General features: G+C 68.7%; 12 protein-coding genes. 5 read left to right on the forward strand and 7 right to left on the reverse strand.

Annotated elements, in window-relative coordinates:
• Positions 1–61: 61 nt before the first annotated feature.
• Positions 62–1153, reverse strand: a complete 1092-nt coding sequence (locus tag ACFWMR_RS17030; protein ID WP_378379015.1) for a tartrate dehydrogenase — start codon at positions 1151–1153, stop codon at positions 62–64.
• Positions 1154–1209: 56 nt separating this feature from the next.
• Positions 1210–2673 (reverse strand): NAD-dependent succinate-semialdehyde dehydrogenase, encoded by a 1464-nt coding sequence (locus ACFWMR_RS17035; RefSeq protein ID WP_378379016.1) that lies wholly within the window; start codon positions 2671–2673, stop codon positions 1210–1212.
• 88 nt (positions 2674–2761) lie between these two features.
• Here ACFWMR_RS17035 and ACFWMR_RS17040 point away from each other — a divergent pair, with 88 nt between their 5' ends.
• Complete coding sequence (locus ACFWMR_RS17040; RefSeq protein ID WP_378379017.1) at positions 2762–4012, forward strand: aspartate aminotransferase family protein; 1251 nt, start codon at positions 2762–2764, stop codon at positions 4010–4012.
• Positions 4012–4509 carry a DUF3830 family protein gene (locus tag ACFWMR_RS17045; RefSeq protein WP_378379018.1) on the forward strand — a complete coding sequence of 166 codons (498 nt, stop codon included), beginning with the start codon at positions 4012–4014 and terminating at the stop codon, positions 4507–4509. The genes ACFWMR_RS17040 and ACFWMR_RS17045 overlap by 1 nt, the downstream gene beginning before the upstream one ends.
• Before the next feature lie 66 nt (positions 4510–4575).
• Here the strand turns inward: ACFWMR_RS17045 and ACFWMR_RS17050 are convergent, their stop codons facing one another.
• Positions 4576–5562, reverse strand: coding sequence for a hypothetical protein (locus ACFWMR_RS17050; RefSeq protein WP_378275509.1), 987 nt, complete (start codon positions 5560–5562; stop codon positions 4576–4578).
• 149 nt (positions 5563–5711) lie between these two features.
• Here ACFWMR_RS17050 and ACFWMR_RS17055 point away from each other — a divergent pair, with 149 nt between their 5' ends.
• Positions 5712–8699, forward strand: a complete 2988-nt coding sequence (locus ACFWMR_RS17055) for a BTAD domain-containing putative transcriptional regulator (RefSeq protein WP_449224331.1) — start codon at positions 5712–5714, stop codon at positions 8697–8699.
• On the opposite strand, the gene ACFWMR_RS17060 is transcribed toward ACFWMR_RS17055, so the two are convergent.
• Positions 8683–9471, reverse strand: coding sequence for a Calx-beta domain-containing protein (locus tag ACFWMR_RS17060; protein WP_378379019.1), 789 nt, complete (start codon positions 9469–9471; stop codon positions 8683–8685). The two genes, ACFWMR_RS17055 and ACFWMR_RS17060, sit on opposite strands and share 17 nt — an antisense overlap.
• Before the next feature lie 190 nt (positions 9472–9661).
• Between ACFWMR_RS17060 and ACFWMR_RS17065 the strand changes: the two genes are divergently transcribed.
• Both ACFWMR_RS17065 and ACFWMR_RS17070 read left to right on the forward strand, forming a co-directional pair.
• Entirely contained in the window at positions 9662–11044 is a 1383-nt protein-coding gene (locus tag ACFWMR_RS17065; RefSeq protein WP_093932761.1) for an FAD-binding oxidoreductase, read from the forward strand.
• A gap of 12 nt (positions 11045–11056) precedes the next feature.
• Positions 11057–12610 carry an acetolactate synthase large subunit gene (locus ACFWMR_RS17070; RefSeq protein ID WP_167406013.1) on the forward strand — a complete coding sequence of 518 codons (1554 nt, stop codon included), beginning with the start codon at positions 11057–11059 and terminating at the stop codon, positions 12608–12610.
• Between the two features lie 49 nt (positions 12611–12659).
• On the opposite strand, the gene ACFWMR_RS17075 is transcribed toward ACFWMR_RS17070, so the two are convergent.
• The 3 genes from ACFWMR_RS17075 to ACFWMR_RS17085 form a co-directional block, all read right to left on the reverse strand.
• On the reverse strand, positions 12660–14087 hold the full coding sequence (locus tag ACFWMR_RS17075) for an MFS transporter (protein WP_378379020.1): 1428 nt from the start codon (positions 14085–14087) through the stop codon (positions 12660–12662).
• A 57-nt stretch (positions 14088–14144) separates the two neighbouring features.
• Positions 14145–14639, reverse strand: a complete 495-nt coding sequence (locus ACFWMR_RS17080; RefSeq protein ID WP_378379021.1) for a DUF3761 domain-containing protein — start codon at positions 14637–14639, stop codon at positions 14145–14147.
• A gap of 73 nt (positions 14640–14712) precedes the next feature.
• Positions 14713–15465 carry an SDR family NAD(P)-dependent oxidoreductase gene (locus tag ACFWMR_RS17085; protein ID WP_378379022.1) on the reverse strand — a complete coding sequence of 251 codons (753 nt, stop codon included), beginning with the start codon at positions 15463–15465 and terminating at the stop codon, positions 14713–14715.
• Between the last annotated feature and the right edge of the window lie 2 nt (positions 15466–15467).

Here is a 15467-nt window from a genome sequence, read left to right on the forward strand (position 1 = left end):
CCGAAATCATGAATGGACCGTTCATGACTTCCCGGACTTGACAAGCCACTGGGCGGATGGTTCAAGATAGAGCGGCGACCACCGCGGACCCGAGTTCGGCGGTGGTGGACTTCCCGCCGAGGTCAGGGGTCTGCACGGCACCCTCCTCGAGAACCTTCTCCACCGCAGCGTGAACATCTTGTGCCGCAACCGTTTCACCGAGATGGTCGAGCATCATCGCACCCGCCAGGATCTGCGCCACCGGATTCGCGATGCCCTGTCCGGCGATATCGGGAGCGCTGCCGTGCACTGCCTCGAACATGGAAGGGAACTCGCCGGTCGGATTGATGTTGCCCGAAGGCGCCATCCCAAGCCCGCCCGTCACGGCCGCCGCCAGGTCGCTCAGGATGTCGCCGAAAAGATTGGAAGCGACCACGACGTCGAGCCGGTCCGGCGCCTGGACCATTCGCGCGGCGAGCGCGTCGACATGGCACTGTTCGGCGTGCACGTCCGGATATTCCGACGAGATTTCCGCGAAGATCTCGTCCCAGAACGGCATCGAGTGAATGAGCCCGTTGGACTTGGTCGCCGAGCAGACCCGCCCCGTCCGCGTTTTCGCCAGTTCGAAGGCGTAGCGGATGATCCGCTCCACCCCGACCCGCGTGAAAACGGATTCCTGTAAGACGACCTCGTTCGCCTGACCCCGATTGTGCCTGCCGCCGATCTCCGAGTACTCGCCCTCGGAGTTCTCCCGGACGATCACCATCTCCAGCTCGTCGGCGCTACGGCCGGCCAGTGCCGATGTCGTGCCCGGAAGCAGCCGGACCGGCCGGAGGTTGACGTATTGCGTGAACGCGCGCCGCACCGGAATGAGGAGACCCCACAACGAAACATGGTCCGGGACACCGGGAAATCCGACGGCACCGAGGAAGATCCCGTCGAACCGGGAAAGCTGCTCGATACCGTCGTCCGGCATCATCGAACCGGTCTTGGTGTACCGCTCACAGCTCCAGTCGAACTCCTGCCAGGACAAGGAGAAGCCATGCGACGCCGCCGCGCGGTCGAGGACCTTGCGGGCCTCGACCGTCACGTCGACACCGATCCCGTCGCCGGGAATGCTGGCGATCCGATAAGAAGACTTCCCTGTTCGAGAGGCCCCTGCTTCAGGATTCACCGCTTGAGGATTCACGGCTTGAGAATTCGCTGTTTGAGAATTCGCTGCTTGAGAACTCACAGAGCCACCGCGATGTACTTGGTCTCGAGGAACTCGTCGATGCCGACGGTGCCGCCTTCACGGCCGAGCCCGGACTGCTTGATCCCGCCGAACGGCGCCGCCGGGTTCGAAACCAGTCCTTGGTTGAGGCCGATCATGCCGGCTTCCAGCCGCTCCGAAACCCGCAGCGCCCGCTTGAGATCGGAGGTGTACACATAGGACACGAGACCGAATTCGGTGTCGTTCGCCGCCGCGATGGCCTCGTCCTCGCTGTCGAACGGAGTGATCGGGGCGACCGGCCCGAAGATCTCCTCCGAAGCGAGCCTGGCGTCCTTGGGTACGTCGGTGAGCACTGTCGCCTGATAGAAGTTGCCCGGTCCGTCCACTGTGGACCCGCCGGTGAGGACGCGCGCTCCTCGCCCGGTGGCGTCCGAGACCAGGCTACTGACCTTCTCGACGGCGGCTTCGTCGATGAGGGGGCCGACGACGACACCTTCCTCGGTGCCGCGCCCCATCGGCAGGGCCTCCATGCGCTCGGTGAGACGCCGGGAGAACTCGTCGACGATGCCCCGCTGGACATAGAAGCGGTTCGCGGCCGTGCAGGCTTCACCGATGTTGCGCATCTTCGCCGTCATCGCGCCTTCGACAGCCGCGTCGATGTCGGCGTCCTCGAAGACAAGGAAAGGAGCGTTGCCACCGAGTTCCATCGAGGTGCGGAGCACCTTGTCCGCGCACTGTTCCAGCAGCTTCCGCCCGACGCCGGTCGAACCGGTGAAGGACAGCTTCCGGGCACGGCCGTCACGGATCAGCGGCTCCATCACACCGCCGGAGTCCGACGTCGTGAGGACGTTCAGCACGCCTTCCGGCAAACCCGCCTCGGCGAGGATCGCCGCGAGGGCCAGCATCGAAAGGGGGGTCTGGGCGGCGGGCTTGATGATCATCGTGCAACCGGCCGCGACCGCGGGCCCGATCTTGCGGGTGCCCATCGCCATGGGGAAGTTCCACGGCGTGATCAGCAGGCACGGTCCGACGGGCTGCTTCGTCACCAGGAACCGGCCCGTCCCGTTGGGCGCGACGGCGTAGCCACCGTCGATCCGGACGGCCTCCTCCGCGAACCAGCGGAAGAACTCGGCCGCGTAGGTGATCTCACCCTTCGATTCCGCGAGCGGCTTGCCCATCTCGAGGGTCATCAACAGCGCGAGTTCGTCGGCGCGTTTGATGAGCAGTTCGTAGGCGCGGCGCAGGATCTCGCCGCGTTCACGCGGGGCGACGTTCGCCCAGTCGGCCTGCGCGGCGACGGCGGCGTCGAGTGCTCCGACACCGTCCGCCGGTGACGCGTCGGCCACCTCGCACAGGGCTTCACCCGTCGAGGGGTCGAGAACGGGGAAGGTCTTCCCACCCGCGGCGGGCACCCACTTGCCGCCGATGAACAGTTCCTTGTCGACCGCCGCGACTACGCCGGCCTCACTGATCGAGCTCATCCCAACGCTCCTCCATGTTGTCCCGAACGCCATGCTATGGATATTGTCAACAATCGACAACAGCTCAGCCGACCTAGGAGCGCAGCCCATGGCCCAGCTATCACCGCTGCTCAAGCAGGCAACGCCGGTCGTGGTCGACCACGGTGAAGGGGTGTACCTCTACGACACCGATGGCAAACGTCACCTGGATTTCACCGCCGGTATCGGCGTGACCAGCACCGGCCACTGTCACCCGCACGTGGTGAGCGCCGCGCGGGAACAGGTCGGCAAGCTCATCCACGGGCAGTACACGACGGTCATGCACAAGCCGATGCTGGAACTGACCGAGAAGCTGGGCGGCGTCCTGCCGGAAGGCCTGAACTCCCTCTTCTACTCGAACTCGGGCAGCGAAGCGGTCGAGGCGGCGCTCCGGCTGTCGCGGCAGGCGACCAAGCGGCCCAACGTCATCGTCTTCCAGGGCGGATTCCACGGCCGGACCGTCGCGGCGGCGACGATGACGACGTCGGGCACCCGGTTCAGCGCCGGGATCTCGCCGCTCATGTCCGGTGTGCACGTCGCGCCCTTCCCCTACGCCTTCCACTACGGCTGGGACGAAGAGACCGCGACGAAGTTCGCCCTGCGCGAGCTCGACTACCTGTTCGCGACGGTCTGCGCGCCGAACGAGACGGCCGCGTTCTTCATCGAGCCGGTGCTCGGCGAGGGCGGGTACGTCCCGGCGAACCCGGCGTTTCTGGCCGGCCTGCGGGAGCGCGCCGACAAGCACGGGATCCTGCTGGTGATGGACGAGATCCAGACCGGCTTCGGCCGGACAGGCAGGTTCTGGGGGCACGAGCACTTCGGGGTGCGCCCGGACATAGTGCTCATCGCGAAGGGACTCGCGAGCGGGTTCCCGATCTCGGGTATCGCCGCGTCGGAGGAGCTGATGGCGAAGGCGCTCCCCGGCTCCCAGGGCGGGACTTATGGTGGGAACGCGGTGGCCTGTGCGGCGGCGATAGCCACGCTCGAAGTGATCCAACAGGAGGGCCTCGTCGAGAACGCCGCCGAACGCGGACGCCAGTTACTCGAAGGCGTCCGGGTGATCGCGGACAAATCGCCATCGATCGGCGACGTCCGCGGCTTGGGGCTGCTGGTCGGTTCCGAGTTCACCACTCCGGACGGCGAGCCGGACACCGCGAAGGCCCAGGCGGCGCAGAAAGCCGCGTCCGCCAACGGGTTGCTGCTGCTGACGTGCGGGGCGTACATGAACGTCGTCCGGATGGTGCCGCCGTTGATCGTCGACACCGAGCAGGTCGACGAAGCGCTGCGGATCTGGGGTGACGTCGTGGCGGGGGTCGAGTGATGGCCCGCTACATCACGATCACGCTCGACAAGCGCGGGGTCTCCTGCCGGGCCCGGCTGCTCGACGCCGAAGCCCCGCGAACCTGCCGCGCCGTCTGGGACGCGTTGCCGCAAAGCGGTTCGGCCTATCACGCGAAGTACGCGCGGAACGAGGTCTACACCCTCGTGCCGCCCTTCGCCGAACCGAAACCGGGCCGCGAAAACCCCACGGTGACACCGATTCCGGGCGATGTCGTGTACTTCGGGTTCGAGGCGTGGGAGATCGGCAATCCGGCGTACGGCTACGACGAGGACAGTGAGGCGCACAGCGACCAGGGCGCGACGGATCTCGCGATCTTCTACGGCCGCAACAACCTGCTGATCAACGGCGACGCGGGCTGGGTGCCCGGCAACGTGTTCGCGACGATCGAAGAAGGACTGGCCGATATGGCGGAAGCCGCGCAGGATCTCTGGCTGCGAGGTGTCGAGGGCGAGACGCTTTCGTTCGCACGCGCGTGAAAAACCCGTGGGCGGCGAGGGTTCCCCACCCTCGCCGCCCACGGGCCGGCACCCCTCCCTGGCTTCTTACTGCCGTTCGGCCGCGAGCCGGTATTCGACGCCACCGACCTCTTCGCCGCGCTGGTCGACCTGGGTCACGTGGACGGTGTACTGCCCACCGGCCGCCTCGGCACCGGCGGTGAAGCTCAGCTTGGCGTCGATCTGTTCGCCCGCCTTGAACGCCAGCCCGCTGATCCGGGCCCGCTGCGGGTTCACGATGGCCAACTCGGTCTCGCCGACCCGTTCGATGCCTTCACCCTTCGCTCCGCCTGCCCGCCAGCGCGCGGCGAGATCAGGACCGAGGTCGATGGTGATCCGTCCCGGGCCGGTGAACGGCTTGCCCGGCTGGGTGAAGACGATGTCGCCGACCGTCGCCGGGTCAGGACCGTGCCAGCCGAACACGATGGGCCGGATCACCGGGACCTTGATCTTGAACGGGACCGCGTTCACGTTGTGCCAGGCGATGTTGTTGTTGTTCCGCGTGTTGAGGGACGTGCTGACGCCTTCCGTCGGCAGGTCGGTCGGCGACAGCCACCGGGCCAGCAGGCAGAAGTGCGAGCCGATCGGGACCTTCCACGGGATCACGACCGTCTTGGTGCCGTAAGGCACGTCCACGTCGAGCTTCGAGCCGATGTAGTTCCACTGGTTCGGCCACTGGGCCACGGTGCCCTGTTTGGTGTACCAGACCTGGAGGTTCCCCTTCTCGTACCCATCCCCGTACGGGCCGGGACGATTCAGCGTGACATGGATGTAGGCGGTGCTCCCCTGGACGATCGGGTCGTCGGTGGCGCAGAGCACCGTCGCCGAGAAACACACCCGGATGTCGGGGCTGGAGTAGAGCGAACCGGACGACGCCTCGTACCCGTAGTCGGATCCGTTGTCTCGGATGAAGACGTCGCTACGAGCCTCCGGTGCGGCCTGCACCGCCGGTGCGACACCCGCGAACAGTGTCGCGACGGCCAAGACGGCCGAGGCGAGCAGCGTTCGACGGCGCCGCGGATGACTGCTGATCATGTTCCCCTCCTTGGGCGAAACATTCGACCCGTTGACGATCAGTCAGGCCGGTTGTGGCGGGGTTGTGGAGATCGTGTGCCCTAATTGGCCGATTTCGGTGAGTCTTCGCCCGGATACGCTCACCGAGGTCACATGCCGGAGGGAGCAGAGTGCCCGGGCCAGGGGAATTACGGGTGCTGGGCCCGGTCGAAGCGATCGGCCCCACCGGGCGGGCGGAGCTGCACGGCGCCCGCCAGCGAGCCGTGCTCGGCGTTCTCGCCCTGCACGCGGGTTCTGTCGTCCCGATCCCCCGGCTGGTCGACGTGCTGTGGGGTGAGGATCCGCCCCGTACCGCCGTGAAGACCCTGCACAGTCACGTCGCCAGGATCCGGCAGGCGCTGGAGGATTGCGGATTCCCGCCGGTCCTGCTGACCCGCAAACCCGGGTACGTCCTGACCGTCGCACCGTCCTCAGTCGACGCTCTCCGCTTCGAGGAAGACCTTCGTGCCGCCAAGCGGAGCAATCCCGGCCAAGCGGTGACGGCGTTGCGCGAGGCTCTACGGCTCTGGCGCGGCCAAGCCTTCGCGGACGCCGAACTCGACGGCTGGGGGCTACGCGAAGTCGAACGACTTCAGGAACTGCGGCTGTCCGCCTGGGAAGAACTCTGGGACGCCGAACTCAGGCTCGGCGATCACGAGGAGGTCCTCCGGGAGCTTCCGCGACTCCGTGCCGAGGAGCCGTATCGAGAGCGGCTCGCCGCGCTGCACATGCTCGCCCTGCATCGCTGCGGCAGACACGCCGAGGCGCTGGAGACGTTCCAGGCGGTGCGCCGGGGACTCGCCGACGAGTTCGGCGTCGATCCCGGCCCGGACCTGGTCGAACTGCATACGGCGATCCTGCGCCGCGCACCCGAACTCGACGCGCCGGTGCGGGGCACCGCGCCCGCGCAACTCCCCGCCCGGGTCGGGTACTTCACCGGACGGCAGCAGGAACTCGCTTCGCTCGACAGGCTTCTCGACGCACCCGAGCCGCCGGTCGTGGTCATCTCCGGCGCGGCGGGGATGGGCAAATCCGCGCTCGCCGTGCAGTGGGCGCATCTCATCGCGGACCGCTTTCCCGACGGCCAACTCTTCCTCGACCTCGCCGGGCACGACCCGCACGAAGCGATCTCGCAGGGCGACGCGCTCGCGCATCTGTCACGCGGACTCGGCCTGCCCGACGATCGGCTGCCCGACGCGACGGCCGAACGCGCGGCGCTCTACCGCTCGCTGCTGCACGGGAGGCGGTGCGTGATCGTCGCCGACAACGCGGGCAGTGTGGACCAGATCCTTCCTCTGGTCCCCGGGACGGCGAAGGCGCTGCTGATCGTGACCAGCAGGCAGACCCTTGCCGCGCTCGGCAGCAGGCACGCCGTCCGCGTGTTCGCCCTCGACGCGCTGGCCGACACGGAATCGATGACCCTGCTCACCCGGGTACTGGGCGCCGACCGGGTCGCCCGCGAACCCGCGCAGGCCGCGCGGCTGGCCAGGCTTTGCGACGGGATGCCGCTGGCACTGCGGATCGCCGCCGCGCGCCTCAGCGGCGAGCCGGGCCGTCCGATCGCGGAACTCACCCGCGAGCTGACCGGCGTCGGCCGGCTCGAAACCCTTGCGGTGCAGGGAGATTCCCGGACGGTCAAGACTGTCCTCGCGAGCGCCTACCTCCCGCTGGACCACGCCCCGGCGCAGCTGTTCCGGCTGGCCGGGCTGATCCCGGGGACGTCGTTCAGTTCGGCGCTGGGCAGCGCGTTGTGCGGGGTGCCCGCCGAGGCGGGCCGGACCGCGGTCGCCGCGTTGTCCGCGGCGCACCTGATCACCCCGGCGGGACCGGACCGCCATCGTCTCCACGACCTGATCCGGGAGTTCGCCGTCGCGTGCGCCCGCGCCGACGAAACGGCGGCGAGCCGCGCCGAGGCGGCGGACCGGCTGATCGACTGGTATCTGCACGTCGCCGCCGAGGCGAACCGGATCATCGACCCGAACCGCGATCTGGTCACCCCGGCGCTGCGGCACCCGCCGCCCGAACGTCCGTTCCCGGTGGACCGGCGAGCCGCGCTGGCGTTCCTGGGCGCCGAGCGCGCGAACCTGCTGCCGGTGGTGCGGTTCGCGCGCGAACACGGCCGCAACACCGCCGCCTGGCAGCTCACCTACCTGCTGACCAGCTTCTACGACACCACGGGCGGCTGGAACGAGCGGATCGGGCTCTGCCGCGAAGGGGCTGCGGCGGCGGCCGAACTCGACGATCCCTTGGCCGAGGCGGAAATGCTGCGTGCGCTGGGCGCGGCCTACTTCATGACCCGCCGGCTGACGGACGCGCTCGACACGAACGCCCGCGCGCTGAGGGCCGCCCGCGCCGCGGGTGATCTCGAAGGCGAAGGGCACATCTACAACAACACCGCGAACGCCTACGCCGCGCTGCGCCGGTTCGACGAGGCGATCACCGCGTACCGGCTCGCGGTGGAGCGGTGCACCTCGGCGGGCAACCGGCTCGGGCGCGCGCTGTCCCAGCGCAACCTCGGTCACGCCTACATCCGCCGCGGACAGCCGATGGACGGTCTCAGTCCGCTGACGGCCGCGCTGGAGACGTTCCGTGAACTCGGCAACGCCCGGCTGGAAGCCGCCACTCTGGACACTCTCGGCGAGGCATACGAGGAACTCGGCGATCACGACGTCGCGCTGGACCATCTCGGCAAGGCGCTGGCCGCGTCACGGGCGATCGGCGACCGGTGGCAGGAGTGGGAATCGCTGCTGCACGCCGGCCAGGTCCACCTCGCCCGCCGCGACTTCCGGGCCGCGCGGGACGACTTCGACCAGGCGCTGCTGATCAGCCGCGACGTCGGGAACCGGCACAGCGAGGCGGCCGCGCTCGACCGGCTCGGCCGTGCCCACCTCGGACTCGGCGACCTGGCCGCGGCGCGGGAGAACCTCGAGCGCGGCCTCGCGGTCCGCGAAGGCGTCCCGGACCCGTACGAGGAGGCTCACCTGCACCGCGACCTGGGCGACCTCGAGGCGCGCTGTGGCGTCACGGCCGCCGCGGCCGCCCACTGGGCTCGAGCGATCGAGCTGTACCGGCGGGCGAACGCGACGGCCGACGCCGATCTCGTCACCGGGCGGGGCTGATCACCACGGTCGAGGTCGCGTACACGAGCTTGCCCTGCGACGGCTCGAAGAACTCGACTCGCGCCTTCCCCGTTTGCCCCGGCGAGGGCGTGATTTCGGCGTAAGCCCTGGTCTCACCGCGCTGGAAGGTGACGACACCGTCCTTCACCGGCACGTGAGCGGATCCTTCGGTGCGGTAGCGGATCGTGAGCGGCCCCGGCCACGGCCGGGAGAGCACGACGGGCACCTTGCAGCTCGCGCCCTGGGCGAAGTTGGGCGGGATCGACCAGCAGATCTCACCGTCCTGGGTGGTGGCGATCGGGGAGGTTTTCGTCGCGTCGTCGTCGGCCACCCACGCGACGCCGATACTGTGCCCGATCCGCAGCCCCTTCTCGCCGTACAGACGCAAGGAGAACATCTCGTCGTTCTCCACGAGGGAGTCGGCGCGGACCCTGACCGCGACGGTCTGCGGGGCCGCCCCGCCCGACCAGGTCAGCGTGCCCGCGCTCGGCAGGTAGTCGGCCCCTTCCTTCGCGATGAACGCCGGATCGACCGGCGACCCGTTGCCTTCGATCGTCCGGTACTCGACCGAACCCTGCGGCGCGCAGCCGCCGTCGTCGAGGGAAACGGTGAAGAGGAGAGTGGTGTACCCGGCGCTCGTCCCCTCGGCCTGGCTGACGCCGCTGACGTTCACCACGGGCGCCGTGCAGCCCTCTTCCCCGCCTTCGGCCACCGGTACCGCGAGTCCGAACGTGACCGCGAGCGCCGCCCCCAGCGTCGCGGCCCGTCTCATCCTTGATCCCATCGAGCGTCCCACCCCTTCCGGCGGGCCGCCGCGGCCCGCTGCGACATGGGTAACCGAGTGAGGTTGTCGTGAGGTTGTGGCCGCCCGAAGCAAACATGAAAATGATTCATGGCCATCGTCGCCCGCGACGTACTACGCTTCGGTAACCAGGCAAAGACGCGTGAGGAAAGGGCAGTCGATGGGCGATGTTGCGGCACGGTTCGCCGAGATCGTCGGGGACACGAATCTGCTTTCAGGCGAAGCGATCCCCGAGGACTACGCACACGACGAGGCTTTGACCGTCGGCCCACAGCAACCCGCCTACCTGGCGAAACCGGGAAGCGCGGAGGAGGTCGCGGAGCTGCTCAAGGCCGCGAGCGAACACGGCGTGCCGGTGACCGCCAGAGGGTCGGGAACCGGGCTTTCGGGTGGTGCGCAGCCTCGCGAAGACGGCTTGGTGATCTCTTTCGAGCGCATGAACGCGGTGCTGGAGGTCGACACGGAAAACCACGTCGCCGTCGTCCAGCCGGGCGTCACGCTGTCCGAATTGGACGAAAAGACCACGGCGGCGGGCCTCGGCTACACCGTCCACCCGGGCGAATTGAGCGCGAGCGTCGGCGGCAACGTCGGAACGAACGCGGGCGGGATGCGCGCGGTCAAGTACGGCGTCACGCGGCACAACGTCGTGGGCTTGCAGGCGGTGCTGCCGACCGGCGAGATCATCCGGACCGGCGGAAAGACCTCGAAGGTGTCGACCGGGTACGACCTGACGCAGCTGATCATCGGTTCCGAGGGCACCCTCGCGATCGCGACCGAGGTCATCGTGAAGCTGTACCCGCGCCTGCCCCACGGTGCCACGGTGTTCGCCCCGTTCGAGACCTTCGACGAAGTGATGACCGTCGTTCCGAAGATCATCTCCAGCGGGCTCTCGCCGCACATCCTCGAATACATCGACAACCTGACGCTCGCCGCGATCAGCTACAACGAGAAGCTCAGCCTCGGCGTACCGGACGCCATCCGCGACACCGCGCAGGCGTATCTGGTGGTGGCGCTGGAAAACCGGGACAACGACCGGCTGCACGCCGACATCGAGGAACTCGGCGGCATGCTGGGCGACCTCGGCGCGATGGACGTCTACGTGCTCGAAGGCGGTTCGGCACGCAAGCTCATCGAGGCCCGCGAGAAGGCGTTCTGGACGGCCAAGGCCGCCGGAGCCGACGACGTCATCGACGTGGTGGTCCCGAGGTCCGCCATGCCGGAGTTCCTGCGCCGGAGCAGGGAAATGGCGCTCTCGCGCGAGGCAGGCGCGCTCGGCTGCGGGCACGCCGGCGACGGCAACGTGCACCTCGCCATCTTCTGCAAGGACCCGGAGAAACGGAAGCAACTGCTGACCGACGTCTTCGCGCTCGGCATGGAACTCGGCGGCGCGATCTCCGGCGAGCACGGCCTCGGGAAGGCCAAGTCCGGCTACTTCCTCGATCTGGAGGACCCGGCGAAGATCGCGCTGATGCGCCGGATCAAGGAGACCTTCGACCCGGCCGGGATCCTCAACCCCGGCGTTCTTTTCGCTGAGAGGGCTTGAAAAGTGAGTGAGATGAACGGCGCCCAGTCCCTGATCCGCACGCTCGTCGACAGTGGTGTCGACGTGTGCTTCTCGAATCCGGGCACCTCGGAGATGCACTTCGTGGCCGCGCTCGACACCGTGCCCGAGATGCGCGGCGTGCTCGGCCTGTTCGAAGGCGTCGTCACCGGCGCGGCGGACGGTTACGCGCGGATCGCCGACAAACCGGCGGCCACGCTGCTGCACCTCGGCCCGGGTCTCGGGAACGGGCTGGCGAACCTGCACAACGCGCGCCGCGCGCACACCCCGATCGTCAACGTGATCGGCGATCACGCGACCTACCACAAGCAGTACGACGCCCCGCTCGAATCGGACATCGAAGCCGTCGCAGGCTCGCTTCAGGGCTGGGTCCGCCGCTCCGAGCACACGAAGGACGTCGGTGCCGACGCCGCCGCGGCGGTCGCGGCCTCTCAGGACGCCCCCGGCCAGGTGGCGACGCTGATCCTTCCCGCCGACGCGTCCTGGGGTGAGGGCGGCGAGACCTGTGCGCCCATCCCGCCGCGGATCCCGCAGGTCGTCGACGCGACGAAGGTGAAGAACATCGCCGAGGTGCTGGCCGGTGGTGAACCGGTCGCCCTGCTCGTCGGCGGCGGTGGCTGCCGCGAGGCCGGTCTGCGCGCGACCAGCCGGATCGCCGCCGCGACCGGGGTGAAGGCGTTCGTCGAGACGTTCCCCGCTCGCATCGAGCGCGGCGAAGGCCTGCCGACGATCGAGCGGCTCGGCTACCTCGCCGAGCAGGTCGCGTACCAGCTCGACGGGATCAAGCACGTGATCGTCGCCGGGACGAAGGCGCCCGTTTCGTTCTTCGCCTACCCCGGCAAGGCGAGTGACCTGGTGCCCGAAGGCGCGCAGGTCCACGTGCTGGCCGAAGTCGGGCAGGACGTCACGCGTGCCCTGAACGACGTCGCCGACCTGGTCGCCGCCGAGACGGAACCCGTGCTGCAAGAGGCCTCGCGGCCCGCGCTGCCGTCCGGACCGCTGACGCCGCAGAACTGGGTCGAGGTGATCGGCGCGCTCCTGCCGGAGCGCGCGATCATCGCCGACGAGGCGAACACCTCCGGTCTGCTGCTGCCCGCCGCGACCGCGGGCGCGCCGCGGCACGACGTGCTGACCCTGACCGGCGGCGCGATCGGGTACGGCATGCCCGTCGCGACCGGGGCGGCCGTCGCCGCGCCGGACCGGCCGGTGATCAACCTGCAGTCCGACGGCAGCGCGCTGTACACGATTTCGGCGCTGTGGACGCAGGCGCGGGAGAACCTCGACGTCACCACGGTCCTGCTGAACAACCGCGCGTACGCCATCCTGCGACTGGAATTGCAGCGTGTCGGCGCGGACGCCAGCGGGCCCAAGGCGAACGAGCTGCTCGACCTCTCCCGGCCCGACATGGACTTCGTCAAGATCGCCGAAGGCATGGGTGTCCCGGCGACCCGGGCGACGACCGCGGAGGAGCTGGCCGAGCAGTTCCAGCGCGCCCTCGCCGAGCCGGGACCGCACCTGATCGACGCGATCGTTCCGACGCTGTTCTGAGCGAAGCACCCTACGTGCGACGAAGTAGCTTTCGTCGCACGTAGGGGCGCTAGTGGACCGACGCGACCAGCGGTTCGGGCTGACGTTGCTTCGGAACGAAAACGGTCAGCACGAGCCCCAGGAGCGCCGCGCCGGCGGCGACCACGAAGCTCAGCCGGAACCCTGTCGCGGAGGGGACGGAAACCCCGCCGACGGTGATCGCCAGCGACGCCAGCATGGTCGCCATCACCGCGCTGGACGTCGACGTGCCGACGGAGCGCATCAGCGAGTTCAGCCCGTTCGCGGAAGCGGTTTCGGTGACCGGGACCGAACCCATGATGAGCGCGGGCATGGCCGCGTAAGCGATGCCGACGCCGCCACCGATGATGATCGACGCCGTGATCAGCTCGAATGCGTTGTCCATCAACACGGTCGCGAAGACATACCCCGCCGCGATGGTGGCAGCACCGACCATCAGTGTCGTGCGCGGGCCGTAGCGCTCGATGAGCCGGGCCGAAACCGGCGACAGCAGGAACATGACCACCCCGTTGGGCGCCAGGCAGAGCCCGGCCTGAACCATCGTCAGGCCGAGGCCGTAACCGGTCGAACCGGGCGCTTGCAGCAACTGCGGGAACGACAACGCCATCGAGTACAGCGCGAACCCGATCATGATCGACGCGAGGTTGGTGAACAGCACCGGACGCCGGGCGGACACCCGCAGGTCCACGAGTGGATCGCGGCGCCGCAGCTGATAGGCGCCCCACACCAGCAGGATCAGCGCCGCGGCCCCGGCGAAGCCGAGGGTGCGGCCGCTACCCCAGCCCCATCCGCTGCCCTTGACGATCGGCAGGAGTAGGCAGACGAGCCCGGCCGTCAGCCCCAGCGCGCCGAGGTAGTCGAACGGCGCTGGTGTCTTCACCGGCGACTCCGGCACCACGAACAGGATCAGCAGGCCACAGACGAGCCCGAGCCCCGCCGACGCCCAGAAGAGGACGTGCCAGTCGGCGTTCTGCGCGACCAGCGCCGAGACCGGGAGCCCGATGGCGCCGCCGACGCCGAGCGTCGAACTCATCACCGAGATCGCGGCACCGACCCGTTCCGGCGCCAGTTCGTCGCGCATGATGCTGATCCCCAGCGGGATCGCGCCCATCGCACAGCCCTGCAGACCCCGGCCGACGACCATCAGCGCGAGCGAACTGGTCAACGCGGACACCACCGAGCCGGCAACCAGGAAGCCCAGGCTGATCAGCAGCAACCGGCGTTTGCCGTAGAGGTCGCCGAGCCTGCCGCTCACCGGCATCACCACGGCTCCGGCGACCAGGGTCACCGTCACCACCCACGACGCGTCCGACGGGGTCGCGTTGAGCAGCCGGGGAAACGCCGGAATGAGCGGGACGACGAGCGTCTGCATGAACGAGGCCACCAAACCGCAGGTGGCGAGCACGACGACGAAGATCCGGGGCGAAGGTGCCCGTCCGACCGGTTTCACCATGCGCATCCCATGATCCGACCTTACACAGCACCACCCTTCCGAGTGAACGATTGACCGACGGGATCACAACCAGGTGCGGACCCCACCGTGCCCGGAACACGTACCGCGGCGATTCTGGCTGTAGCTATAGGAACCGTCCTTGCAGAGGGCCGTCGCGCCGTTGGCCGCGCCGGGTCCGGTCGCCGGCCGGTGGACGCAGACACCGTCGGTGTTGCGGTAGTAGTCGCTCCCGCACTCCGCCAGATTCGGCGCCTTCGCCGTGGGCGTCGCCTTCGGGCGGGTCTTCGACGGTGTCGGATCGACCTGCTTCGGCACCGCGACCGCGGTCGTGGTCGGCGGCACGAACTGCTGAGGTTCCGGCGTGGGTGTGTCCGTGGTCGTCGGCGCTGCCCAGCTACTTGTCGGCGGCGGCGTCGACACTGTCGGCACCGTCGTTGTCGTCGACGTCGAACTCTGCGTCGTGACCCGCCCGGTGGGCACGGTCTCCACACCGCAGCCTCCGGCGACCAGCAGCCCGATCGCCAGCGCGATGCCCAGTTTCGTCGTTCTCCTCGGCATAACGACCTCCCCAGCACGTGGTAGTGCCGCGTAGTCGGGAGATCGTTCGCCGGTGTTACTTCCGGCGGGAAGGTCAGTCGACCATCGTGCCGCAACTGATATTCAGCGCCGTCGCCGTCATGCTGCGCGCATGGTCCGAAGCGGCGAAGGCGGCCACCCGGGCGACGTCTTCGAGTGAAGCCGTCCGCTTGAGCATCGTCGCCTCGTTCATGTCACGGATCGCGTCTTCCAGTCCGGCGTCCGCCGGGATCGTCTCCGGGACGCCGCCGGTACGCAGGGTCACGACGCGGATGCCGTTCGGTCCGAGCTCGCACGCCAGCCCTCGTCGCAGCGCCTCCATCGCACTGAACGCGACCTGCAAACCACCGAGGTGGTATCCCGGCAGCGGATCGCCGTCGCCACCGAACATCAGGATCACCCCGGAGCCCTGTCCGATCATGTGCCGGGCGGCCGCCCGCGCCGTCAGGAAGTTGGTCCGAACCGCTGTGTGTACCGGGCTTTCGAAGTCCGCCAACGACATCTCGACCAGCGGGGTGCCCTGGACGTCGTTGTGCGTGACGACGTTCATCGAGATGTCGACGCTTCCCGCCGAGGACGCCACCGAAGCGGCGTGCTCGTCGATGGCCGCTTCGTCGAGCGCGTCGAACTCCGTCGTTTCGGCTTTCCCGCCCGCTGCCCGGATTTCGTCGGCCAGCGCGTCGAGTTTTTTCAGCGTGCGGCCGGTGAGGTGGACCGTCGCGCCCTCCCTGGCGAATCCGCGAGCCACCGCGCTCCCGATCCCGCCCGCCGCCCCGTAGATGATCGCGTTCCTGCCTTCGAGCAACATCG

It is taken from the genome of Amycolatopsis thailandensis, assembly GCF_042723255.1.
GTDB classification, from domain to species: Bacteria; Actinomycetota; Actinomycetes; order Mycobacteriales; family Pseudonocardiaceae; genus Amycolatopsis; species Amycolatopsis thailandensis.